Annotated in this window: 19 protein-coding genes and 2 tRNA genes; 18 read left to right on the top strand and 3 right to left on the bottom strand. The window is 71.7% G+C overall.

The features are described from left to right. Positions 1-77 precede the first annotated feature (77 nt). Both L6E17_RS11705 and L6E17_RS11700 read left to right on the top strand, forming a co-directional pair. Positions 78-1,226, top strand: a complete 1,149-nt coding sequence (locus tag L6E17_RS11705) for a PP2C family protein-serine/threonine phosphatase (RefSeq protein ID WP_236240698.1) — start codon at positions 78-80, stop codon at positions 1,224-1,226. Positions 1,227-1,308: 82 nt separating this feature from the next. Beyond that, positions 1,309-1,764: an HD domain-containing protein gene (locus tag L6E17_RS11700; protein WP_236240697.1), complete on the top strand. Its 456-nt coding sequence runs from the start codon at positions 1,309-1,311 to the stop codon at positions 1,762-1,764. Here L6E17_RS11700 and L6E17_RS11695 read toward each other — a convergent pair. After that, positions 1,751-2,872 (bottom strand): acyltransferase family protein, encoded by a 1,122-nt coding sequence (locus tag L6E17_RS11695; RefSeq protein ID WP_236240696.1) that lies wholly within the window; start codon positions 2,870-2,872, stop codon positions 1,751-1,753. The genes L6E17_RS11700 and L6E17_RS11695 overlap by 14 nt on opposite strands. A 439-nt stretch (positions 2,873-3,311) precedes the next feature. Between L6E17_RS11695 and L6E17_RS11690 the strand changes: the two genes are divergently transcribed. Continuing rightward, positions 3,312-3,506 carry a hypothetical protein gene (locus L6E17_RS11690; protein WP_236240695.1) on the top strand — a complete coding sequence of 65 codons (195 nt, stop codon included), beginning with the start codon at positions 3,312-3,314 and terminating at the stop codon, positions 3,504-3,506. Between the two features lie 311 nt (positions 3,507-3,817). On the opposite strand, the gene L6E17_RS11685 is transcribed toward L6E17_RS11690, so the two are convergent. After that, positions 3,818-3,891: transfer RNA gene (locus L6E17_RS11685), tRNA-Gly, on the bottom strand. 137 nt (positions 3,892-4,028) lie between these two features. On the opposite strand from L6E17_RS11685, the gene L6E17_RS11680 reads away from it, so the two are divergent. The 5 genes from L6E17_RS11680 (at position 4,029) to clpX (ending at position 8,982) form a co-directional block, all read left to right on the top strand. After that, positions 4,029-4,105: transfer RNA gene (locus L6E17_RS11680), tRNA-Pro, on the top strand. Between the two features lie 390 nt (positions 4,106-4,495). Further along, positions 4,496-5,875 carry a trigger factor gene (tig, locus tag L6E17_RS11675; protein WP_236240694.1) on the top strand — a complete coding sequence of 460 codons (1,380 nt, stop codon included), beginning with the start codon at positions 4,496-4,498 and terminating at the stop codon, positions 5,873-5,875. Between the two features lie 303 nt (positions 5,876-6,178). After that, positions 6,179-6,784, top strand: a complete 606-nt coding sequence (locus tag L6E17_RS11670; RefSeq protein WP_071265509.1) for an ATP-dependent Clp protease proteolytic subunit — start codon at positions 6,179-6,181, stop codon at positions 6,782-6,784. Positions 6,785-6,863: 79 nt separating this feature from the next. Next, positions 6,864-7,523 (top strand): ATP-dependent Clp protease proteolytic subunit, encoded by a 660-nt coding sequence (locus L6E17_RS11665; RefSeq protein ID WP_071265507.1) that lies wholly within the window; start codon positions 6,864-6,866, stop codon positions 7,521-7,523. A gap of 169 nt (positions 7,524-7,692) precedes the next feature. Continuing rightward, the gene (gene clpX, locus L6E17_RS11660; RefSeq protein WP_071265505.1) at positions 7,693-8,982 is read left to right on the top strand and encodes an ATP-dependent Clp protease ATP-binding subunit ClpX; all 1,290 of its coding nucleotides are present in this window, start codon (positions 7,693-7,695) and stop codon (positions 8,980-8,982) included. A gap of 69 nt (positions 8,983-9,051) precedes the next feature. Here clpX and L6E17_RS11655 read toward each other — a convergent pair whose 3' ends face one another. Further along, on the bottom strand, positions 9,052-10,038 hold the full coding sequence (locus L6E17_RS11655; protein WP_236240693.1) for a hypothetical protein: 987 nt from the start codon (positions 10,036-10,038) through the stop codon (positions 9,052-9,054). A gap of 137 nt (positions 10,039-10,175) precedes the next feature. Here L6E17_RS11655 and L6E17_RS11650 point away from each other — a divergent pair, with 137 nt between their 5' ends. The 10 genes from L6E17_RS11650 (at position 10,176) to L6E17_RS11605 (ending at position 23,980) form a co-directional block, all read left to right on the top strand. Further along, positions 10,176-12,824, top strand: a complete 2,649-nt coding sequence (locus tag L6E17_RS11650; protein WP_236240692.1) for a valine--tRNA ligase — start codon at positions 10,176-10,178, stop codon at positions 12,822-12,824. 107 nt (positions 12,825-12,931) lie between these two features. Further along, positions 12,932-14,470 carry a folylpolyglutamate synthase/dihydrofolate synthase family protein gene (locus tag L6E17_RS11645; RefSeq protein ID WP_236240691.1) on the top strand — a complete coding sequence of 513 codons (1,539 nt, stop codon included), beginning with the start codon at positions 12,932-12,934 and terminating at the stop codon, positions 14,468-14,470. Between the two features lie 9 nt (positions 14,471-14,479). Then, the gene (locus L6E17_RS11640) at positions 14,480-14,833 is read left to right on the top strand and encodes a DUF4233 domain-containing protein (RefSeq protein WP_236240690.1); all 354 of its coding nucleotides are present in this window, start codon (positions 14,480-14,482) and stop codon (positions 14,831-14,833) included. Positions 14,834-15,447: 614 nt separating this feature from the next. Continuing rightward, positions 15,448-15,861, top strand: coding sequence for a nucleoside-diphosphate kinase (gene ndk / locus L6E17_RS11635; RefSeq protein WP_236240689.1), 414 nt, complete (start codon positions 15,448-15,450; stop codon positions 15,859-15,861). A 261-nt stretch (positions 15,862-16,122) separates the two neighbouring features. Beyond that, the gene (locus tag L6E17_RS11630) at positions 16,123-17,142 is read left to right on the top strand and encodes a rod shape-determining protein (protein WP_236240688.1); all 1,020 of its coding nucleotides are present in this window, start codon (positions 16,123-16,125) and stop codon (positions 17,140-17,142) included. 114 nt (positions 17,143-17,256) lie between these two features. Next, positions 17,257-18,264, top strand: a complete 1,008-nt coding sequence (gene mreC / locus L6E17_RS11625) for a rod shape-determining protein MreC (RefSeq protein ID WP_236240687.1) — start codon at positions 17,257-17,259, stop codon at positions 18,262-18,264. A gap of 5 nt (positions 18,265-18,269) precedes the next feature. Continuing rightward, positions 18,270-18,947 (top strand): rod shape-determining protein MreD, encoded by a 678-nt coding sequence (gene mreD / locus L6E17_RS11620; protein WP_236240686.1) that lies wholly within the window; start codon positions 18,270-18,272, stop codon positions 18,945-18,947. Between the two features lie 58 nt (positions 18,948-19,005). Beyond that, the gene (gene mrdA, locus L6E17_RS11615) at positions 19,006-21,204 is read left to right on the top strand and encodes a penicillin-binding protein 2 (protein WP_236240685.1); all 2,199 of its coding nucleotides are present in this window, start codon (positions 19,006-19,008) and stop codon (positions 21,202-21,204) included. A gap of 9 nt (positions 21,205-21,213) precedes the next feature. Further along, positions 21,214-22,419 (top strand): rod shape-determining protein RodA, encoded by a 1,206-nt coding sequence (gene rodA, locus L6E17_RS11610; protein ID WP_236240684.1) that lies wholly within the window; start codon positions 21,214-21,216, stop codon positions 22,417-22,419. 25 nt (positions 22,420-22,444) lie between these two features. Further along, the gene (locus L6E17_RS11605; RefSeq protein ID WP_236240683.1) at positions 22,445-23,980 is read left to right on the top strand and encodes a CYTH and CHAD domain-containing protein; all 1,536 of its coding nucleotides are present in this window, start codon (positions 22,445-22,447) and stop codon (positions 23,978-23,980) included. Positions 23,981-23,994: the final 14 nt, after the last annotated feature.

Below are 23,994 nucleotides of genomic sequence, written 5' to 3'. Positions count from 1 at the left end.
GGGCGAACCGTTTTCGCACACCTGCACACGGGGGTCGCCTGCACACGGCCCCGCCGGATGGATAGGGTCACGTCCCGATGGCCCGTAGCGCACGACGAGTGGACGCGTACCTGGCCCGGTACCGCAAGGCGGTCCACCGGGCCCGCGTCGGCCTGCGCAAATCCGCCGTCGACTACTTCCGCGGCGACGGCTCCGACTGGATCGCGCTGGCCGCCCTCTTCCTGACCATCCCGGCGCTGATGCTGGCCACGCTCGCCGCCCCGGTGTGGTTCGCGCCCGAAGCGCTCGTCCTGCCCATCGTGGCCGGCGGCCTGCTGCTGCGGCCCGCGAGCCTGCTCGGCCTGTACGCGGCGGCGGCCGCCGCCCTCATCATCGAGTCCGCGGTGCTCGGCCCGTACACCGAGGGCTTCGCCCGCGTGACCCCCGGCACGGTCCTCGTGGTCGCCGCCTGCGGGCTCTTCGGGCTGCTGATAGCGCAGTTCCGCGCCCGCGTCGGCGTGCCCTGGCGGCGCGGCGGCACCATGCTCTTCGACCTACGCGAACGCATCCGCGCCCAGAGCGCCCTGCCCCCGCTCCCCAAGGGCTGGCACCGCGAGATGGCCCTGCGCCCCGCGGGCGGCCAGTCCTTCTCCGGCGACTTCGTCGTGGCCGCCCGCACCCACGGGGGCCGCACCCTTGAGGTCGTCCTCACCGACGTGTCCGGCAAGGGCATGGACGCCGGCTCCCGAGCCCTCCTCCTGTCCGGTGCGTTCGGCGGCCTCCTCGGCTCCCTGCCGCCGCACGACTTCCTGCCCGCCGCCAACGGCTACCTGCTCCGCCAGGACTGGGACGAGGGCTTCGCGACCTCCGTCCACCTGGTGCTGGACCTGGACTCCGGCGACTACGAACTCCTCTCCGCCGGCCACCTGCCCGCCCTCCAGCTCCACGCGGGCAGCGGCCGCTGGGAGGAGAAGGCCGCGGAAGGCCCCCTCCTCGGCGTGTACGACGGGGCCGAGTTCCACCCGGTGAAGGGCACCCTGCGCCCCGGCGACGTCCTCATGCTGTTCACGGACGGCCTCGTGGAAGCCGCCGACCGGGACATCGCCGAGGGCGTCGACCGCCTCACCGGCGAGGCCGACCGCTACGTCACCGCCGGCTTCCAGGGCGCGGCGTGGCACCTGATCGAGGCGTGCGCCAAGGACGTCAACGACGACCGGGCCCTGCTGCTCATCTCCCGCACCTCCTGATCCGCCGCACCGGCCCGCCCGTACCTCCGGCCCGCCCGCACCTCCGGGCGGCGCGGCGCCGCCCCCGGCGTACAGTCGCCGCATGCCGCAGCCGCACCTCACGCCCGACCAGGTCGAAGCCCTGGCCCGCCGCGCCCACGACGGCCAGACCGACAAGGCGGGCCGCCCCTACGCCGAGCACCTCCAGGCCGTCGCCGACGGCGTGCGCGCCCGCGGCGGCAGCGACGAGCAGATCGCCGCCGCCTGGCTGCACGACGCCGTCGAGGACGGCGCCCTGTCCCCGCGGTGGCTCGCCGACGCCCCGCTGGCCCCGCAGGTCAAGGACATGGTCCTCGCGCTGACCAAGCGGCCCGGTGAGGCGCCCGCGGACTACGCCGCCCGCATCCTGGCCGTTCCGGGGGCCCTCCTCGTCAAGGAGGCCGACCTCGCCCACAACGCCGACCCGGACCGCCTCGCCGTCCTGGACGAGGCGGTCCGCGCCCGGCTGACCGCGAAGTACGCGCACATGCGGCAGCTGCTGGGCCTCACGGCCGGCTGACGGCGACGGGCTCCCGGCCCGCCCCGGCGGACCGCTCGCCGCCGGCCGGCTCCGCGGGCCGGGGTCCGGGCGCGGCCGGGGGCGGCGCCGGGCGGAACGCCCACGCCAGGTGCGGCTCCGTCACGCAGCGCAGCGCCCGCCGCACCGGCCCGGTGCACAGCAGCGTCACCACCACCGCGGCGGCCGCCGTCAGGCCGATCCGCCCGGCGGGCGAGGCCAGTACCGGATACGCCTCCACCACGCCCCCGTACTCCAGTGCCTTCAGGGGGAAGCCGTGCAGCAGGTAGCCGCACACGCTGCCCGCCCCCAGGGCCGTGCACCACATCCGGCGCCCTGGCACCCACGCGAGGAACGCCGCCGCGAGCACCAGCGCGCACGCGCCCAGGGCCGCCGTCATCACCGGGCCCGACCACCACGGTGCGGCCGACTCCTGCGCGGCCGCATTGCGGAAGAACCAGCCGAGCCGCAGCTCCGGCGCCAGGACGTAGGCCGCGGCCACCGCGCCCACCGCCACCGGCACGGCCGCCGCGCGCACCGCGGGCCGCCGCAGCAGCAGGAAGTGCTCCTCCCGCAGCACCAGCCCCAGCACGAAGAACGGCAGGAACTGGAGCACCCGCGGGAGGTCCAGGTCGGCGCCGATCCCGGGCGTGCAGGAGGCGGCGGCCGCGACGGCCACCGCCACCGGCAGCGGATGGCGCAGCGCCCGCCACAGCGGCACGGTCAGCCGCCAGACGAACAGGGCTGCCAGGAACCACGTCAGGTAGAAGGGGTCGGTGAGCGACAGGGGGTGCTCCGGCTCGCCCCCGGCCCAGCGGCGGAGCAGCGAGTACGCCGCCTCGAACACCACGTACGGGACGACGACCCCGCTCACCAGCCGTCTCATCTGTTCCGGCCGCCCGGCGAAGCCCCGGGAGAAGTACCCGGAGATGATCACGAAGGCCGGCATGTGGAAGGTGTAGACGACCATGTACAGCGCGCGGGTGGTGCGGCTGCCCTCCATGACCGGCTCCCACGCGTGCGCCACGGCGACCAGCACGATCGCCAGGTATTTGGCGTTGTCGAAGAAGGCGTTCCGGTGTTTCTGCTTTTCGTGGGGTGGGTGGGGCATTCACCGCACACTAACCACGCCCGCAGCCCCGGAGAGTTCCGGGAGTTCGCCCTCACACCCTCCACGGGGAGCCCGAAATGCCGCGATAAGTGCGTATCAAAAGCCGCATATCGCCGACACTCTCCGTAGGACGGTGGCCACAGCCTCGCGTCCCTGCGTATGTTCCGTGAACGACCCGCAGCGGCCCTGCAACGAATTCCGCGTATTCCTCCGAGAAACCTCCCACCGGCGGACACCGCCCTGGCGGCCCGCCGCCGCCCGGCGGGCACCGCTCCGGCCGCCCGCCGCCGCCCGGCGGGCACCCGCCCTGGCGCGGCCCGCCGGCGAGGTGTCACGGGGCAGCGCAGGCGGGCAGGTTGATGGCACGATGGACGCCGAGCGGGGGGTGCCGGGCCGTGTGCCCCCGGTGTCCGTAAGGGCCGACCGAGGGGTGAGCGTCGTGGTCATTTCGCTGTCCGTGGTGCTGCTGTTGGCGATCGTCCTGGTGATGATGATCCGCAGCGGCTCCATCAAGACGGGGCCGGCGTTCGTCGCCGCGCTCCTCGGATTCTTCCTCGCGTCGTCCGGACTCGGGCCGACCATCAACAACGTCCTGAGCGAGATAACCGCCTCGATCAGCAAGATCAGCTTCTGAGGAGCGCCTCGGGCCCGCCCGGCGGCACAGGCAGCCGGGCGGGCCAGCAGGTCGTACGGGGCCCGGCGCAAAGGACGGCATGGACACCCGCGGGCAGCCTCCAGAAGCGGCCCGGACGCCCTGTGCCCCGGGGCCCGCATTCTCCGACTCGCCGGCGCGCCCGTGGGGCATACCGCCGGCGCTGCTGCGCCCGGCACCTCTTGAGGAGCGCGGTGATCCGCGCGCACTCGCCTGCGCCGACCAGCCGCGCGAGCCCCGGAAAGCACCAGGGCCAGGCCGGAGGATCATCCTCGGGCCTGGCCCTGGTGCAGTGGAGCGGGCGACGGGAATCGAACCCGCGTAGCTAGTTTGGAAGACTAGGGCTCTACCATTGAGCTACGCCCGCAAGCGGCACCCCACCCGTCACGCGCTGGCGACCGGTGCGGCACGAACAGCATCGTAGCGGGTCCCGCCCGCTGGTCGCACACCCCTTAAAGGGCCGACGCAGTGCCCGCGGCCATGTACCCTACGTGTCGCACCAGACGGGGTGTGGCGCAGCTTGGTAGCGCGTCCGCTTTGGGAGCGGAAGGCCGTGGGTTCAAATCCCGCCACCCCGACCACGCCGGGCCGCCGTGCGCCTCGCCGGCCCCCCCCGGCCCTGCGCCGCCCGTCCGCGTACGCGCCCTGCGGCCCCTGGCCTGCCGTTCCGCGGGCCCCTGTGAACCGAGCCGCCCCCGCGGCGCCCGTCCGCGAGGTGCGCCTTCCCCATGACGGCGGGCCGCGCGTAGGGGCCACCCCGGTTGCCCGCGGGGAACGCCTCCCGCGCGCCCGCGAAGGGGCCCGGCTCCGGCGCTCCCGCTGATCAAGGTCGCGTTGTGGGGCGCGTACTCCTTGCGGTTACTATGCAAGCTACGTGCCCGTGTGTCTCGTGACCGGGCCGTTCCCGATGGGGCCGCCCAACCACCGAGCCCCAGCTGAAAGCCAGAATCAGCCACCAAGGAGACCGAACCGTGAAGAGCGCCGTGGAGACCCTGAACCCGACCCGGGTTCGGCTCACTGTCGAGGTGCCCTTCGAGGAGCTCAAGGACAGCCTCGACGCGGCGTACAAGAAGATCAACCAGCAGGTCACGGTCAAGGGCTTCCGCAAGGGCAAGGTCCCCGCGCGCGTCATCGACCAGCGCTTCGGCCGCGGTGCGGTGCTGGAGGAGGCCGTCAACGACGCCCTGCCGAAGCTCTACACCGAGGCGGTCAACGAGGCCGAGGTCAACCCGCTGGGCCAGCCCGAGGTCGACATCACCGAGCTGAAGGACGGCGAGGTCCTCGCCTTCACCGCCGAGGTGGACATCCGCCCGGCCATCGAGATCCCGGACTACTCCGGCATCGACATCACCGTCGACGCCGTCGAGGTCACCGACGAGGACGTCGAGAAGTCCGTGGAGCAGCTGCGCGAGCGCTTCGCGTCCACCTCCCCGGTCGAGCGCGCCGCCGCCGAGGGCGACGTCGTCACCCTCGACCTGGAGGCCAAGGTCGACGGCGAGGTCCTCCCGGACGGCGTCGCCAGCGGCGTGCAGTACACGATCGGCTCCGGCGAGCTCCTCGACGGCATCGACGAGGCCGTGACCGGCCTGGAGGCCGGCGGCGAGGCCACCTTCACCTCCACCCTCAAGGGCGGCTCCGCCGAGGGCAAGGAGGCCGAGGTGTCCGTGAAGGTCACCCAGGTCGCCGCCCGCGAGCTCCCCGAGCTGGACGACGAGTTCGCCCAGATGGCGAGCGAGTTCGACACGCTCGACGAGCTGAAGGCCGACAGCCGCAAGCGCCTCGAGAACATGAAGCAGTACGACCAGGCCACCCAGGCCCAGGAGCGCGTCCTGGACGAGCTGCTGAAGCTGGTCGAGGTCCCGATCCCCGAGAAGCTGCTCGAGGACGAGGTCAACACCCGCAAGCACAACCTGGAGCACCACCAGCTCGGCCAGATGGGCCTCACGCTGGACAAGTACCTGGAGCTCCAGGGCAAGACCGCCGAGGAGTTCGACGCCGAGACCCGCGAGGCCGCGGTCAAGGGCATCAAGACCCAGTTCATCCTGGACGAGCTGGTCTCCACGGAGAAGGTCAACGTCAACCAGGAGGAGCTCACCGAGCACCTCATGCGCCGCGCCGCCTCCTCCGGCATGAGCCCCGACCAGTTCGCCCAGGCCGTCGTCCAGGGCAACCAGGTCCCGATGCTCGTCGGCGAGGTCGCCCGCGGCAAGGCCCTGGCCCTGGTCGTCGAGGCCGCCAAGGTCGTCGACACCAACGGCGAGCCGGTCGTCCTGGACGACGAGGACGACGAGGAGGCCGCCGAGGCCTCCGCCGACGCCGAGGAGAAGGCCGAGGACAAGAACGAGGCCTGAGCCTCGCACTGACCTCGTACCGGCGGGCCCCGGGCGCATCCGTGCGCCCGGGGCCCGCCGCGTCCGGGCGCCAGGGCCGCGCCCGGCGTCCCGCACGGCCGCGGCGCGCCCCTGCCCCCGCCGCGACCCGGGCCAACTACCTTGCGCTCCCAGCGAACAGCTCGGGAAGCGGGATGGCGCCCGCCCACCTGCGCGTTAGGGTCCATGAATACGAGGGCAGGGGAGTACCCGCCCCCGGTACGCAACACACTGAGACGGCCGTCAGCCGTCAAGAGACGAGCAGGTGGATACGTGACGAATCTGATGCCTTACGCCGCCGGTGAGCCGTCCATCGGTGGTGGCCTCGGCGACCATGTGTACAACCGGCTGCTCGGCGAGCGCATCATCTTCCTCGGCCAGCAGGTGGACGATGACATCGCCAACAAGATCACCGCGCAGATGCTGCTCCTTGCCGCCGACCCGGACAAGGACATCTACCTGTACATCAACAGCCCCGGCGGCTCGGTGACGGCCGGCATGGCGATCTACGACACCATGCAGTACATCCCGAACGACGTCGTGACGATCGGCATGGGCATGGCGGCCTCCATGGGGCAGTTCCTGCTCACCGGCGGCACCGCCGGCAAGCGCTTCGCCCTGCCGAACACCGACATCCTCATGCACCAGGGCTCCGCCGGCATCGGCGGCACCGCCTCCGACATCAAGATCCAGGCCGAGTACCTGCTCCGCACGAAGAAGCGGATGGCCGAGATCACCGCGCGCCACTCCGGCCAGTCCATGGAGACGATCATCCGCGACGGCGACCGCGACCGCTGGTTCACCGCGGAGGAGGCCAAGGACTACGGCCTCATCGACGAGATCATCTCCGCCGCCTCGGGCGTCCCGGGCGGTGGCGGCACCGGCGCCTGAGCCGGCCGACACCGAAAGACACGCCCCGCCCCACCAGCAGAACGCCCCCAGGCGAAGCCACCAGGATGGTGAACACCCCATGAGCAACTTCTCCGCGAGCGGCCTCTACACCGGCCCGCAGGTGGACAACCGGTACGTCGTCCCCCGCTTCGTCGAGCGCACCTCCCAGGGCGTGCGCGAGTACGACCCGTACGCGAAGCTCTTCGAGGAGCGCGTGATCTTCCTCGGTGTGCAGATCGACGACGCCTCCGCCAACGACGTCATGGCGCAGCTGCTGTGCCTGGAGTCCATGGACCCCGACCGGGACATCTCGATCTACATCAACAGCCCCGGCGGCTCGATGACGGCCCTGACGGCCATCTACGACACCATGCAGTTCGTGAAGCCGGACATCCAGACGGTCTGCATGGGCCAGGCCGCGTCCGCCGCCGCCGTGCTGCTGGCCGCCGGCACGCCGGGCAAGCGCATGGCGCTGCCGAACGCCCGCGTGCTCATCCACCAGCCCTCCGGCGGCACCGGCCGCGAGCAGCTCTCCGACCTGGAGATCGCGGCCAACGAGATCCTGCGCATGCGCACGCAGATCGAGGAGATGCTGGCGAAGCACTCCAACCAGCCCATCGAGAAGATCCGCGACGACATCGAGCGCGACAAGATCCTCACGGCCGAGGACGCCCTGGCGTACGGCCTGGTCGACCAGATCGTCACCACCCGCAAGAGCACGGCAGCCGCTGCGGCCTGACACTCCACCTTCCCTTGGCGCGGCGCACGGGCGCGGCGGATGAGACCGCCCGCCGATGTGAACCGCGCCAAGGGGGGCCCGAACAGTGGGCCCGGCAAGGTACCGTCGGATATGAGGCACCAGGAGTCGGCTGCGGACAAGCCGCTCCCAGGCGAAGGGGAAGCACCTCGTGGCACGCATCGGTGATGGCGGCGACCTGCTCAAGTGCTCGTTCTGCGGCAAGAGCCAGAAGCAGGTGAAGAAGCTCATCGCGGGCCCCGGTGTGTACATCTGCGACGAGTGCATCGACCTCTGCAACGAGATCATCGAGGAGGAGCTCGCGGAGACGAGCGAGGTGCGGTGGGAGGAACTCCCCAAGCCCCGCGAGATCTACGAGTTCCTGGAGGGCTACGTCGTCGGCCAGGAGCCGGCGAAGAAGGCCCTCTCCGTCGCGGTGTACAACCACTACAAGCGGGTCCAGGCCGGCGAGAACGGCGGCGCGCAGGGCCGGGACGACGCGATCGAACTCGCCAAGTCCAACATCCTGCTGCTGGGACCCACGGGCTCCGGCAAGACCCTCCTGGCGCAGACCCTGGCCCGGATGCTCAACGTCCCCTTCGCCATCGCCGACGCGACGGCGCTCACCGAGGCCGGCTACGTCGGCGAGGACGTCGAGAACATCCTGCTGAAGCTCATCCAGGCCGCGGACTACGACGTCAAGAAGGCCGAGACGGGCATCATCTACATCGACGAGATCGACAAGGTCGCCCGGAAGAGCGAGAACCCGTCGATCACCCGTGACGTGTCCGGCGAGGGCGTCCAGCAGGCCCTGCTGAAGATCCTCGAAGGCACCACGGCGTCGGTCCCGCCCCAGGGCGGACGCAAGCACCCCCACCAGGAGTTCATCCAGATCGACACGACGAACGTCCTGTTCATCGTGGGTGGTGCCTTCGCCGGACTGGAGAAGATCATCGAGTCCCGGGCCGGCGCCAAGGGCATCGGCTTCGGCGCCACGATCCGCTCCAAGCGGGAGATCGAGGCACGCGACCAGTTCCAGGAGGTCATGCCGGAGGACCTGGTGAAGTTCGGGATGATCCCCGAGTTCATCGGCCGCCTCCCCGTCATCACCTCGGTCCACAACCTCGACCGCGAGGCCCTGCTGAAGATCCTCGTCGAGCCCCGCAACGCCCTGGTGAAGCAGTACCAGCGGCTCTTCGAACTCGACGGCGTGGAGCTGGACTTCGACCGCCCGGCGCTGGAGGCCATCGCCGACCAGGCGATCCTGCGCGGCACCGGCGCCCGCGGCCTGCGCGCCATCATGGAAGAGGTCCTGATGTCCGTGATGTACGAGGTGCCGTCCCGCAAGGACGTGGCCCGCGTCGTCATCACCGAGGACGTCGTCCACAACAACGTCAACCCGACCCTGGTGCCCCGCGTGGTCAAGGACCAGGGCCCGGGCCGCCACGAGAAGTCGGCCTGACCCGCTGTCACGGACAGGGGCGCCCGCCCGGTTGCGGAACCGGACGGGCGCCCCTGCCGCATGCACGGGTCACGCCTTGACGCGGACCTCCTTGCGCATGCCGGCGGCCAGCTCCGCCGCAGTCTCCTTGCCCACGCCCTGCGCCTGGCTCGGGATCACCCAGGCGAAGGTGCTGTGGTCGGACCACGCGCAGATCCAGCTGCTCTGCTGCTGCTTCGTGATCGCGTTCTCGCCCGTCGCGGCCTGGCACTTCATGATCCCGTTGAAGTCGTCAGGGGAGACCTCCTCCGGGGAGCCGACGAGCTTGAAGTCCTCGTCCTCGCCCTCCTTCTGCGACTTCTCGTTGATCTCGGCGAAGAAGCCGTCGAGGGTCTTCTCCGGGTCCGCGATCGTGCCGTAGACGCCCATCAGGGTGAGCGACTTGGCGGCCAGCAGCTCCGGTGAGGCCGCGGGGTTGTTCGGGTCGACCTTCGTCGGGTCGATCTTCGACGGGTCCAGCGTGGAGTACGTCCCCCGCACGGACTTGGCGCCCTGCACCCCGTGCTTGGCGGCGTCCGCCTCCAGTTCGCCGTCGGTCGCCCCCTCCTTGGACCGGCGCTCGTACTCCCCGAGGACCTGCTGCGGAGTCGCCAGCTTGTGCGGGCCGTCGTCCTCCAGCCCGCCGCCCAGACCGGGACCGAACACGAAGTACGCGCCGACCGCCACCGCCGCCACCGCGGCGGCGACCCCGATGATCAGGCCCGTCTTCTTCTTCGGGGCCTGCGGGGCCGGTGCGCCCGGGTAGCCGCCGGGCGCACCGCCGTACGGGTGCGGCTGCTGCGGCTGCCCGTACGGCGGCTGAGGCGCCTGGGCGTACGGGTTCGGCTGGCCCGGCTGCTGCTGCGGGTAGCCGTAACCCGGCTGCGGCTGCGGCTGCTGCTGCGGATAGCCGTAGCCGGGCGGAGGCGCCTGCGGCGGCGGGCCGTACGGCCCCGGCTGGCCCTGCGGTCCCGGCTGGCCGTACGGACCGGGCTGCTGCGGCTGGCCGCCGTACGGGCCCGGCTGGTGGTAGCTCATCGAGAAGTTCCCCCTCCAGATCGTTGTGCGCTGCCCACATAGTGGCCGAAGCGGCGATCCGGGAGGACGCCGGGGGCCGCACCGTCACGGAACATTCCCGTTTCAGTACGTGCCTGTGACACCCCTAAACTGGGCCCGTGACCGAGAACACTCAGCAGCAGCCAGCATCCGTCCCCGAACTGCCGACCCAGTACGCGCCGGCCGAGGTGGAGGTGCCGCTGTACGAGCGCTGGGTAGAGCGCGGTTACTTCACGGCCGACGCCACCGGTTCCAAGCCGGCCTACACCATCGTCATCCCGCCGCCGAACGTCACCGGCAGCCTCCACCTGGGCCACGCCTTCCAGCACACCCTCATGGACGCCCTCACCCGCCGCAAGCGGATGCAGGGCTTCGAGGCGCTGTGGCTGCCCGGCATGGACCACGCCGGCATCGCCACCCAGAACAAGGTCGAGCAGCAGCTCGCCGAGGAGGGCAAGTCCCGCCAGGACCTGGGCCGCGACGAGTTCGTCCGCCGCGTGTGGCAGTGGAAGGAGGAGTACGGCGGCCGGATCCTCGGCCAGATGCGCCGCCTCGGCGACGGCGTCGACTGGAGCCGTGAGCGCTTCACCATGGACGAGGGCCTGTCCCGCGCCGTCCAGACCATCTTCAAGCGGCTCTACGACGACGAGCTGATCTACCGCGCCGAGCGCATCATCAACTGGTGCCCCCGCTGCCTCACCGCCATCTCCGACATCGAGGTGGAGTACCAGGAGGACGACGGCGAGCTCGTCTCCATCCGGTACGGCGAGGGCGAGGACTCCCTGGTCGTCGCCACCACCCGCGCCGAGACGATGCTCGGTGACACCGCCGTCGCCGTCCACCCCGACGACGAGCGCTACAAGCACCTGGTCGGCACGCACATCAAGCTGCCGCTGACGGACCGTACGATCCCGGTCGTCGCGGACACCCACGTCGACCCGGAGTTCGGCACCGGCGCCGTCAAGGTGACCCCCGCGCACGACCCGAACGACTTCGCGATCGGCCAGCGCCACGGCCTGGAGTCCATGACGATCATGGACGAGCGCGGGGTCATCACCGTCCACGGCCCGTTCCAGGGACTCGACCGCTTCGAGGCGCGCGACGCCGTCGTCACCGCCCTGCGCTCGCAGGGCCGGATCGTCGCCGAGAAGCGCCCGTACGTCCACTCCGTCGGCCACTGCTCCCGCTGCGGGACCACCATCGAGCCGCGCCTGTCCCTCCAGTGGTGGGTCAAGGTGGAGCCGCTCGCCAAGGCCGCGGGCGACGCCGTCCGCGACGGCCGCGTCGCCATCCACCCCGAGGACCTGTCGAAGCGCTACTTCGACTGGGTGGACAACATGCACGACTGGTGCATCTCGCGCCAGCTGTGGTGGGGCCACCGCATCCCCGTCTGGTACGGCCCGGACGGCGAGGTCGTCTGCGTCGGCCCCGACGAGGAGCCGCCCGCGGGCGAGGGCTGGCGGCAGGAGACCGACGTCCTCGACACGTGGTTCTCCTCCGGCCTGTGGCCGTTCTCCACCCTCGGCTGGCCCGAGGACACCCCCGACCTGCGGAAGTTCTACCCGACCGACGTCCTGCTCACCGGCCACGACATCATCTTCTTCTGGGTCGCCCGGATGATGATGTTCGGCCTGTACGCCATGGACGGCGAGGTCCCGTTCAAGACGATCGCGCTGACCGGCCTGGTCCGCGACGAGCGCGGCAAGAAGATGTCGAAGTCCTTCGGCAACGTCGTCGACCCGCTCGACTGGATGGACAAGTACGGCTCCGACGCCCTGCGCTTCACCCTGGCCCGCGGCGCCAACCCGGGCACCGACGTGCCGATCGGCGAGGACTGGGTCCAGGCGTCCCGCAACTTCGCCAACAAGATCTGGAACGCCACCCGCTTCGCGCTGATGAACGGCGCCACCGTCGAGGGCCCCCTGCCGGACGCCTCCCGGATGTCCGCCGCCGACCGGTGGATCCTGTCCCGCCTCAACGCGACGGTCGCGGAGGTCGACGCCTACTACGAGGACTTCCAGTTCTCCAAGCTCAGCGAGACCCTCTACCACTTCGCGTGGGACGAGGTCTTCGACTGGTACGTCGAACTCTCCAAGACGACCTTCTTCGCGGGCGGCGAGCAGGCCCGGGTGTCCGCCCGGGTCCTCGGCGAGGTCCTCGACGTGATGCTGCGCCTGCTGCACCCGGTCGTCCCGTTCGTCACCGACACCCTGTGGACCACCCTCACCGGCGGGGAGTCCCTGGTCGTCGCCGACTGGCCGACCGCCGTCCGCGTCCCCGGCGCCGACACCCCGGGCGGCTTCCGCGACGAGGCCGCCGAGCAGGAGATCGAGCTGGTCCAGCGGGTGGTCACCGAGGTCCGCCGCTTCCGCTCCGACCAGGGCCTCCAGCCCGGCCAGAAGGTCCCGGCCCGCCTGGACCTGGACGGCACCGCCCTGGCCCCGCACGAGCCGGCCATCCGCCAGCTGCTGCGCCTCCAGCCGGAAGGGGAGGGCTTCCACGCCACCGCGTCCCTGCCGGTCGCCGGCGCCACGGTCGCCCTCGACCTGTCGGGCACGATCGACGTGGAGGCGGAGCGCAAGCGCCTCACGAAGGACCTCGCGGCGGCCGAGAAGGAGAAGGCCCAGGCCGAGGCCAAGCTCGGCAACGAGGCGTTCCTCGCCAAGGCCCCGGACCACGTGGTCGACAAGATCCGCACCCGCCTGGCCGCCGCGGAGGCGGATATCGCCCGCATCGGCAACCAGCTCGCGACCCTGCCGCAGAGCTGACCGACCGCACCGCACGGGCCCCGGAACCGCACGGTTCCGGGGCCCGCGGCGTCCCCGGACCCGGGGCGGCGCCCGGCGTTGTCGGTGCCGCTCCGTAGACTGGGCGCGTGAGTGAGCAGCCCCCGACCAGCGACCACAGCGACCTGCCGGACGACGGCGACCACGGCGACGGTTTCGACGAGATCGTCGAGGCCGAGACCTCCAGCGATCCCGACCTCGCGGTCATCGAGGCCGGCAGCCGCACCCTGCGCGCCCAGGCCGGCCCGCCGCAGGGCGACCCCGTGCCGGCGCGGCCCGCCGACCCGGCGGTGGACCAGGCGCTGCGGGAGGTCGAGGCCGAGCTCGCCACCCGCTGGGGCGAGACGAAGCTGGAGCCCTCCGTCACCCGCATCTCCGCGCTCATGGACGTGCTGGGCGAACCCCAGCGCACGTACCCGTCGATCCACATCACGGGCACCAACGGCAAGACCTCCACGGCCCGCATGATCGAGGCCCTCCTCGGCGCCTTCGAGCTGCGCACCGGCCGCTACACCTCGCCGCACGTGCAGTCCATCACCGAGCGCATCAGCCTCGACGGCGCCCCGATCAGCGCCGAGAGGTTCATCGAGACCTACCACGACGTCAAGCCGTACGTGGAGATGGTCGACGCGGCCCAGGAGTACCGGCTGTCGTTCTTCGAGGTCCTCACCGGCATGGCCTACGCGGCCTTCGCCGACGCCCCCGTGGACGCCGCCGTGGTCGAGGTCGGCATGGGCGGCAGCTGGGACGCCACCAACGTCATCGACGGCGTCGTCTCCGTGATCACGCCCATCTCCCTGGACCACACCGACCGGCTCGGCTCCACGCCCGCCGAGATCGCCGAGGAGAAGGGCGGCGTCATCAAGCAGGGCGCCACCGTGATCCTGGCGCAGCAGCCGGTCGACGCGGCGCAGGTCCTGCTGAAGAAGGCCGTCGAGGCCGACGCCACCGTGGCCCGCGAAGGCATGGAGTTCGGCGTGGTGTCCCGCGAGGTCGCCGTCGGCGGGCAGCTGCTCACCCTGCGGGGCCTGGGCGGCGAGTACGAGCAGGTGTTCCTCCCCCTGTACGGGGCGCACCAGGCGCACAACGCGGCGGTGGCGCTCGCGGCGGTGGAGGCGTTCTTCGGCATCGGCGCGCAGCAGGCGCGGCTGCTGGACGTGGACACGGTCCGGCGGGCCTTCGCGTCGGTCGCCTCGCCCGGCCGCCTGGAGGTCGTCCGGCGCAGCCCCACCGTGGTGCTGGACGCCGCGCACAACCCGGCGGGCGCCCAGGCGGCGGCCGAGGGCGTGCAGGAGGCGTTCGGCTTCTCCCGGCTGATCGGCGTGGTCGGCGCGAGCGGCGACAAGGACGTGCGCGGCCTGCTGGAGGCGTTCGAGCCGATCTTCGCGGAGGTCGTCGTCACCGCGAACTCGACCCACCGCGCGATGGACCCCGACGCGCTGGCCGCCGTCGCCGTGGAGGTCTTCGGCGAGGAGCGGGTCGTGGTAGAGCCCCGGCTCGACGAGGCGCTGGACGCGGCGATCACCCTCGCGGAGGAAGAGGGCGAGTATGCCGGCGCGGGCGTCCTGGTGACCGGTTCGGTGATCACGGTCGGCGAGGCCCGGCTGCTGCTGCGTGGAAAGGGCTGAGGTTCTCCGATGCGTACGCTCTGCTCGTCGACCCTGATCGGTGAGTTCTTCGTGATCGGCTTCGCCGGGCTGGTCGCCATGAAGGACGACGCGCTGTCCATGACCGCGGTGTGGACGGTGTGCGGTGTCGCCATGCTCCTGTCGGTCGTGCTGTGCGGCATGGTCACCCGGCCGGGCGGCGTCCACCTGGGCTGGGCGCTCCAGATCGCCCTGGTCGCCAGCGGCTTCGTCGTCCCGATGATGTTCTTCCTCGGCGCGGTCTTCGCGGGCCTGTGGTGGGCGTCGGTCCACTACGGCCGCAAGGTCGACGAGGCGAAGGCGCAGTGGGCGGCCCAGGCCGGGGCGGACGCCCCCCCGGCCTGACCGGCCCCCGGGAACGCCCCCGGCCCCCGACCGCCCTGCCCCACCCGGCCCCGGGCGGCGCCCGCCACGTGCCGCCGCCCGGCCCGGGCCGGCAGGCCGCGGTCTGCCTGGCGGCGCCCCATCGCCCGGCCGTGCCGACCGCCGTGCCGCTGGGCGGCGCCGCCCCGTACCCGGCAGCCCCGCGGATCCCGCCCGCGGCCCGCCTTTCCGCGCCCGCAACCCGGGGCCCCGCCGCTGCCGCCGCGCCCGCCGCCCTGTCGCCGTCCATCGCCCGGCCTGGTCCGCCGCCGGGTCCCGCCCGCCTTCCGCGGCCTCGCGGATCCCGGCCGCGGCCCGCCCATCGCCCGGCCGTGCCGACCGCCGCCGTGCCACGGCGTCGCCCCCGTGCACCGCGGCCCGGCCGCGCCCATCGCCCGGCCGTGCCGCTGCCCGGCGAGCGCCCCGTACCCGCGGCCCGTCCTGCCCCGGCCCGTGCCCCGCGCCCTGGGGCCCCGCGGCTGCCTGCCCCGGAGGGGGCGCGGGGGGCTTGTCCGGGCCGGGTGCCCGGGGCGCCGTCACACCCGGTAACCTCTGCCGGAACCGCACATCATTCGGCCTGCAAGGAGCCGCACACCATGACCCAGCGCACTCTCGTCCTCCTCAAGCCGGACGCCGTCCGTCGCGGGCTGATCGGCGAGATCATCGGCCGTATCGAGCGCAAGGCCGACTGGGGCATCACCGCGCTGGACATGCGCAGCCTGGACCAGGACACGCTGGAGCAGCACTACGGCGAGCACAAGGGCAAGCCCTTCTACGAGCCGCTCGTCGCCTTCATGGCCTCCGGCCCCGTCGTCGCGCTCGTCGTCGAGGGCGAGCGGGTCATCGAGGGCGTCCGCCGGCTGGCGGGCCCGACCGACCCGATCGCCGCCGCCCCGGGATCCATCCGCGGCGACTACGGCACGATCGTCCGGGAGAACCTGATCCACGCCTCGGACTCGGAGGAGTCCGCCATTCGGGAACTGAAGATTTTCTTCCCCGCCATTTCCTGACCTGGTGTCAGCCATACAGCGCTGTTGACCTGGGGCGACCGAAGGAATTTCGGTCGCCCCAGGACATATGGCGGCGGCGTCCGGGAACGCATCCGTCCGACACCTCGTCACCTATACAGAGGCGGACCACCGCGCCGTGTTCGCGTCAGCGGCACTACGATGGAATCCTCCGCTCCACACGATCCAGCGCGCCGTCCTGAGAAGCCGTCAACGCTCTATTGGGAAGGCCCGGCGCTCCTCATGGGAAACAAGGGGAACTCAATGTCGTTCATCGGCCGTGACATGGCTGTCGACCTCGGGACCGCCAACACGCTGGTGTACGTCAGGGGTCGCGGCATCGTCCTCAACGAGCCGTCGGTCGTCGCCATCAACACCAACACCGGTGGCATCCTGGCGGTCGGCGCCGAAGCGAAGAAGATGATCGGCCGGACCCCCGGCAACATCGTGGCCGTCCGGCCACTGAAGGACGGGGTGATCGCGGACTTCGAGATCACCGAGCGGATGCTCCGCTACTTCATCCTGAAGATCCACAAGCGTCGCTACCTCGCCCGCCCCCGGGTCGTCGTCTGCGTGCCCTCCGGCATCACCGGTGTGGAGCGCCGCGCGGTCATCGAGGCCTCCACCCAGGCCGGTGCCCGCCAGGTGCACATCATCGAGGAGCCCATGGCCGCGGCGATCGGCTCCGGCCTGCCCGTCCACGAGGCCACCGGCAACATGGTCGTGGACATCGGCGGCGGCACCACCGAGGTCGCCGTGATCTCGCTGGGCGGAATCGTCACGGCGCAGTCCATCCGCGTCGCGGGCGACGAGCTGGACAACGCGATCATCCAGCACATCAAGAAGGAGTACAGCCTCCTCCTCGGGGAGCGCACCGCCGAGCAGATCAAGATCACTATCGGTTCGGCCTTCGACCTCGGGGAGGACGAGCACACCGAGATCCGCGGCCGCGACCTGGTCTCCGGTCTGCCCAAGACCGTCGTCATCTCCGCCACCGAGGTCCGCAAGGCCATCGAGGAGCCGGTCAACTCGATCGTCGACGCGGTGAAGACCACCCTCGACAAGTGCCCGCCCGAGCTGTCCGGCGACGTCATGGACCGCGGCATCGTCCTCACCGGCGGAGGCGCCCTGCTCCGCGGCCTCGACGAGCGGCTGCGCCGCGAGACGGGAATGCCGATCCACATCGCCGAGGAACCCCTCGACTCGGTGGCGCTGGGTTCCGGAAAGTGCGTCGAGGAGTTCGAGGCGCTGCAGCAGGTCCTGGACTCCCAGCCCCGCAGATAGCGCGTACGCGATCAGCCGTACGGGTGCTGCCATACCCGTACGGCTGATCGTTGGTATAACGGCACGAAGATTTCCGGCACACACATTCCTACGAGGAAGGCACGGCCGCCCCACGTGAGGGACACGAAAGAGAGCCGGCTGCTCCTGGCGCTGCTGGTGGCCATCGCGTTCGCACTGATCACGGTGGACCTCCGGGGCGGTGAGCAGTCCCCGGTCGACGGAGCCCGGCAGCTCGCCGCCACGGTCTTCGGCCCGGTCGAGAACGGTGTCGCGTCCGCCGTCGACCCGATCGGCAACGCCATCGCGGCCGTCCGGGACTCCGACGAGCGCCACAGCCGGATCGCCCGGCTGGAGAAGGAGAACGCCGAGCTGAAGGCGAGGCTCGGCAGCGACGACCGCAACCGCAACCGCGTGCGCGAACTCGACGAGCTGCTGAAGCGCGCGGGCGCCGGCCAGTACGGCATCAAGGCCGCCGAAGTCATCGGGATAGGAGCAGCGCAGGGCTTCTCCTGGACCGTCACCATCGACGCCGGCAGCAACGACGGCATCAAGCGCGACATGACCGTCATCAACGGCGACGGCCTCGTCGGCCGGGTCACCACCGTCGGCCCGAGCACCTCCACCGTGCTCCTCGCCAACGACCCCGACTTCACCGTCGGCACCCGCATAGAGCGCACCAACGAGCTGGGCTTCGCCACCGGCCAGGGCGCCCGCCCGCTGTCCGTGCAGCTCCTCAACGGCAAGGCCAAGGTCAAGCCCGGCGACCGCCTCGTCACCTTCGGCTCCCAGGCGAACCGCCCCTTCGTGCCCGGCGTGCCCGTCGGCGAGGTCATGCGCGTCGACCCGTCCAGCGGCGAGCTGACCCGCCGCCTCTTCGTCCGCCCGTACGCCGCGTTCAGCCGGCTCGACATCGTCGGCGTCGTGGTGCAGGCGCCGCGCACCGACCCCCGCGACACGGTCCTGCCCGCCAAGCCGAAGCCCGCCCCCACCGTCACCGTCACGGTCACCCCCAGCCCCCAGGACCCCGGCGACCAGCCGCAGGGCGAACCCGACGAGCAGCCGCTCGCCGTCGAGCCCGGCGCGACGCCCCGCCCCGACGGCCAGGACCAGGACCAGGAGTAGAGACGATGCGCTTCAACCGGATCCTGCTCTCCACCACTCTCGTCGTCGTCGCCCTCGTCCTGCAGGTCTCCGTCCTCGCCCGGCTCCACCTGCCCGGCGCCGTCCCCGACCTGGTCCTCCTCACCGTCCTCGGCCTCGCCTTCGTGTACGGCCACGTCAGCGGCGCCCTCATCGGCTTCGGCGCCGGCCTCCTCGCCGACCTCGCCCCGCCCGCCGACCACGCCGCCGGCCGCTACGCCCTCGTGCTGTGCGTCATCGGCTACCTCGCCGGCCTCACGAAGCCCGAGAACGGCCAGGTCCGCTCCGCCACCGGCCCCATGGTCATGGTGGTCGCCGCCGCCATCGGCTCCACCCTGCTGTACGCCGGGGTGGGCGCCCTCGTCGGCGACACCGGCGCCCGCCACGTCGGCCTGGCCTCGCTCATCCTCACCGCCGTCATCTACGACCTGCTGCTCGCACCGTTCACCGTGCCGCTGATCATGGCGCTGGCCCGGCGCGCCGACAGCGACCCGGTCGCCGAGTCCACCGGCGCCGGCAGCGACGTGTCCACCGGCTGGGCGACCGGCGGCACCGGCCTGACCATCGGAAGCCAGCGCGGCAGCCTCCGCGGCGGCCTGCGCACCCGCGCCGCCCGCAGCCGCGCCGCCCGGGCCGCCCGCATCAAGGGGGTCAAGCGCCTGTGACCCCGCGCCGCACCAGCGCCGGAACCACACGCCGCAACCCAGGGGAGGGAGCGACCACATGAGCAACATCCCGGAGACCGGCCGCACCCCGCGGGTGCAGATCCGGCTCATCGTCATCCAGGTCCTCGTCTTCTCCCTCCTCCTCACCCTCCTCGGCCGCCTCTGGTACCTCCAGATCCGCAACGGCGACGAGTACACCGACGCGGCCCGCAGCAACCACGTCCAGCAGGTCGTCCAGCCCGCCGTACGCGGCTCCATCCTCGACGCCCGCGGCGTGCCCCTCGCCGACAACGAGACCCGCCTCGTCGTCTCCGCGTCCCGCACCGATCTCATGCGGATGAAGGACCGCGGCAAGGCCGTCCTCACCCGCCTCGCCGGCGTCCTCGGCATGACCCCCAAGGAGGTCATGGACCGGGTCAGGCTCTGCGACGCCAAAACCCCGCAGCCCTGCTGGAACGGCTCCCCGTACCAGCCGATCCCCATCACCGACGAGGCCACCACCCAGCAGGCCCTGCAGATCCGGGAACGCGCCGAGGACTTCCCCGGCATCACCGCGGAACCCACCGCCGTCCGCCGCTACCCCGCACCCGGCAAGGCCCGCACCGCCCAGGTCCTCGGCTACCTCTCACCCGTCACCGACGAGGAGATCGAGAAGGCCAAGGACACCGACTCGCCGTTCCTCCGCTCCGACCAGGTGGGACGCTCCGGCCTCGAACGCACCTACGACAAGTACCTGCGCGGCAAGGCCGGCGTCACCCGCTACGAGGTCGACAACCTCGGCCGGGTCCTCGGCGAGGCCGAGAACAGCCCCGCCGTGCCCGGCTCCACCGTCGTCACCAGCATCGACGCACGCGTCCAGGCCGTCGCCGAATTCGAGCTCGCCGCCGCCATGAAGAGGGTCCGCAAGGAGACCGACCGGATCACCGGCCGCCCCTACAAGGCCGACGCGGGCGCCGTCGTCGTCATGGAGTCCAAGACCGGCCGTATCGTCGCGATGGCCTCCCAGCCCGACTACGACCCCAACGCCTGGGTCGGCGGCATCTCCGCCAAGGAGTACGCCGCCCTCACCGGCAAGGACTCCAACTTCCCGCTCCTCAACCGCGCCATCCAGGGCCAGGCGCCCAGCGGCTCCGTGTTCAAGGTCGTGTCCGCCAGCGCGGCCGTACGGGCCGGCCACGACTTCAACGACCGCTACAACTGCAGCGCCTCCTACAGCCTCGGCAGCCGCAGCTTCGCCAACTTCGAGTCCAAGGGCCACGGCCCCATCACCCTCGGCGAAGCCCTCAAGTACTCCTGCAACACCGTCTTCTACCGCCTCGGCCACCAGGAGTGGACCCGGGACGGCGGCCTCAAGCCGAAGAAGGACGCCAAGGACTGGTTCTACCGCACCGCCCACGACTTCGGCTTCGGCTCCGAAACCGGCATCGACCTGCCCAACGAGGTCAGCGGCCGCATCCCCGACCGCCAGTGGAAGCAGCGGTTCTGGGAGGCCAACAAGGACTCCTGGTGCAAGCAGGGCAAGAAGGGCGGCAGCTACGTCGAGCAGATCGCCTACGAGAACTGCCTCGAAGGCAACCAGCTCAAGGCGTTCGACAGCATCAACTTCGCCATCGGCCAGGGCGACGTCCTCATCACCCCCATCCAGCTCGCCACCGCCTACGCCGCCATCAGCAACGGCGGCACCCTCCACGAACCCACCGTCGGCAAAGCCGTGATCAGCCCCGACGGCAAGAAGGTCGAGATGATCACCCCCAAGGCCCGCGGCCGGCTCCCCGTCGACGCCGAGACCATCCGCGACCTCGACAAGGGCCTGCAGTCCGTCGTCGAGGCCGGCGGCACCGCGGCCTGGCGCTTCACCCAGGTCGGCTGGCCCCAGGACAAGATCCCGCTGCGCGCCAAGACCGGCACCGCCCAGGTCTACGGCAAGCAGACGACGTCCTGGTTCGCCACCTACACCGACGACTTCACCATCGTCATGACCATCTCGCAGGGAGGCACCGGCTCCGGCGCCTCCGGCCCCGCCGTACGCAACATCTACGACGCCCTCTACGGCCTCGACGACGCCGGCAACCAGGACCTCAAGCGGGCCCTGCTGCCCCAGCCGCAGAAGACCCTGCCGAAGATCCAGCCCGACGGCTCCATCGAGGCTCCGGCCATCAAGCCGTACGACCCGAAGTCCCAGATCCCCGAAGGACAGGACGGCGTCACCGACGGCGGACAACCGGGCCTCGCGGGCCCGCCGGTGTGGAGGGACTGAACGACCGCCATGCCCGCACAGAAGAACACCTTCTCCGTCTCCCGCTACACCCCCGAACCCGGCGGCCTGTGGGCCAGGCTCACCGCCCGCGACTCCGTGGTCCGCCGGCTCGACTGGCCCCTGCTGTCCTCCGCGCTCGCCCTGTCCCTCATCGGATCGCTCCTCGTGTGGTCCGCCACCCGCAACCGCACCGAACTCACCCAGGGCGACCCGTACTCCTTCTTCCTCAAGCACCTCCTCAACACCGGCATCGGCCTCGCCCTGATGGTCGGCACGATCTGGCTCGGCCACCGCACCCTGCGCGGTGCCGTCCCGATCCTCTACGGCATCTCCGTCGTGCTCGTGCTGCTCGTGCTCACGCCCCTCGGCGCCACCATCAACGGCGCGCACGCCTGGATCGTCCTCGGCGGCGGCTTCTCCCTCCAGCCGTCCGAGTTCACCAAGGTCACCATCATCCTCGGCATGGCCGTGCTGCTCGCGGCCCGCGTCGACGCCGGCGACCAGCTCCACCCCGACCACGGCACCGTCGCCAAGTCCCTCGTCCTCGCCGCCGTCCCCATGGCCATCATCATGATGATGCCCGACCTCGGCTCCGTCATGGTCATGGTCGTCATCGTCCTCGGCGTGCTCCTCGCCTCCGGAGCCTCCAACCGCTGGATCCTCGGCCTCATCACCACCGGCATCGCAGGCGCCGTCCTCGTCGCCGTCCTCGGACTCCTCGACGAGTACCAGATCAACCGCTTCGCCGCCTTCGCCAACCCCGCCCTCGACCCCGCAGGCGCCGGCTACAACACCAACCAGGCCCGCATCGCCGTCGGCTCCGGCCGCCTCTACGGCGCCGGACTCTTCAACGGCCACCAGACCACCGGCCAGTTCGTCCCCGAACAGCAGACCGACTTCATCTTCACCGTCGCCGGCGAGGAACTCGGCTTCGTCGGCGGCGGCGGCATCATCCTGCTCCTCGGCGTCGTCATGTGGCGGGCCTGCCGCATCGCCCGCGAGACCACCGAGCTCTACGGCACCGTCGTCGCCGGCGGCATCATCGCCTGGTTCGCCTTCCAGTCCTTCGAGAACATCGGCATGACCCTCGGCATCATGCCCGTCGCCGGCCTCCCCCTGCCCTTCGTCTCCTACGGCGGCTCCTCCATGTTCGCCGTATGGGTGGCGGTCGGCCTGCTCCAGTCCATCCGGGTCCAGCGGCCCATAACGGCATAAGGCGCCCGCGTACTAGATTCGATGTATGGCGGACACCCGAGCTGACGCGCAGCGACCCCACGCGAAGCGCGAGATCGAGCGGAAGTACGAAGCCACCCCCGACACCCGCGTCCCGGACCTCACCGAGACCCCCGGCGTCGCCCGCGTCCTCCACGCCGGCACCGCGGACCTCGACGCCGACTACTACGACACCACCGACCTGCGCCTCGCCGCCCACGCCCTCACCCTGCGCCGCCGCACCGGCGGCGCCGACGAGGGCTGGCACCTGAAACTCCCCGTCGCCCCCGGCGTACGCGACGAGATCCGCGCCCCCCTCGCCGACGAGGTACCCCCCGCCCTGGCCGCCCTCGTCCGCGCCAGGACCCGCGGCCGCCCCCTCCGGCCCGCCGTACGCCTCCGCTCCTCCCGCGACATCCACCACCTCGTCGACGCCGACGGCACCCTCCTCGCCGAACTCAGCACCGACACCGTCCACGCCGAACGCCTCACCGGGGACGGCGGCACCGCCGACTGGACCGAGATCGAAGTCGAACTCGCCGACGGCGCAGACACCGCCCTCCTCGACGCCGTCGACCGCCACCTCCGCCACGCCGGCATCCACCCGGCGGCCGCCCCGTCGAAACTGGCACGCGCCCTCCAGGAGACCGGCCCCGCCCCCACCCCCGCGACCACCGCACCCCCCGCCCCGCGAACCGCCGGCGACCACGTCCTCACCTACGTCCACGCCCAGGCCGACGCCCTGCTCGCCCACGACGCCGCCGTACGCCGCTCCCAGCCCGACGGCGTCCACCGGATGCGCGTCGCGAGCCGCCGCCTGCGCAGCGCCCTGCGCAGCTTCCGCTCCGTCCTCGACCGGTCCGCCACCGACCCCCTCATCGAGGAACTGCGCTGGCTCGGCCGGGAACTCGCCGCCGACCGCGACCAGGAAGTCCTGGAGGAACGCCTGCGCACCGCCCTCGACACCATCCCCCGCCCCCTGCTCCTCGGCCCCGTGCAAGGCCGCCTCCGCCGCTGGTCGGCCGCCCGCAGCGCCGACTCCCGCGGCCGCACCCTGGAAGTCCTCGACAGCCCGCGCTACCTGTCCCTCCTCGACGCCCTGGACGCCCTCCTCGCGGACCCGCCCCTGCGCGGCAAGGCCGCCAAGGCCCCCGAGGCCGTCCTCGCCGCCGCCGTCCTCAAGGACCACGCCCGCCTCGCCGACCGCGTCGAGCACGCCCTCTCCCTCCCCCCGGGCCCCGACCGGGACCTCGCCCTCCACAGCGCCCGCAAGGCCGCCAAACGCACCCGCTACGCCGCGGAGCTGGCCCGCCCCGCGCTCGGCAAACCCGCGAAACGCCTGGTGCGGCGGCTGAAGGGCGTCCAGGACTGCCTGGGCGACCACCAGGACAGCGTCGTCGCCCGCGAAGCGCTGCGGGACCTCGCCATCCAGGCCCACGCGGCCGGCGAGCCGTCCTTCGCCTGGGGCCTGCTGTACGCCAGGGAGGAGGCCGCCGCGGCCGCCCGCGAGCAGGAGCTGCCGGACCTGTGGCGGCGGGTGTCCGTACGGGGCCTCGGCACCTGACCGGCGGGGGGCGG

The sequence above is a fragment of the Streptomyces sp. CC228A genome, assembly GCF_021390935.1.
In the GTDB taxonomy this organism is placed as follows: domain Bacteria; phylum Actinomycetota; class Actinomycetes; order Streptomycetales; family Streptomycetaceae; genus Streptomyces.
Note: the sequence above shows the minus strand (reverse complement) of the source record. Positions and strands in the feature narration are given on the sequence as shown.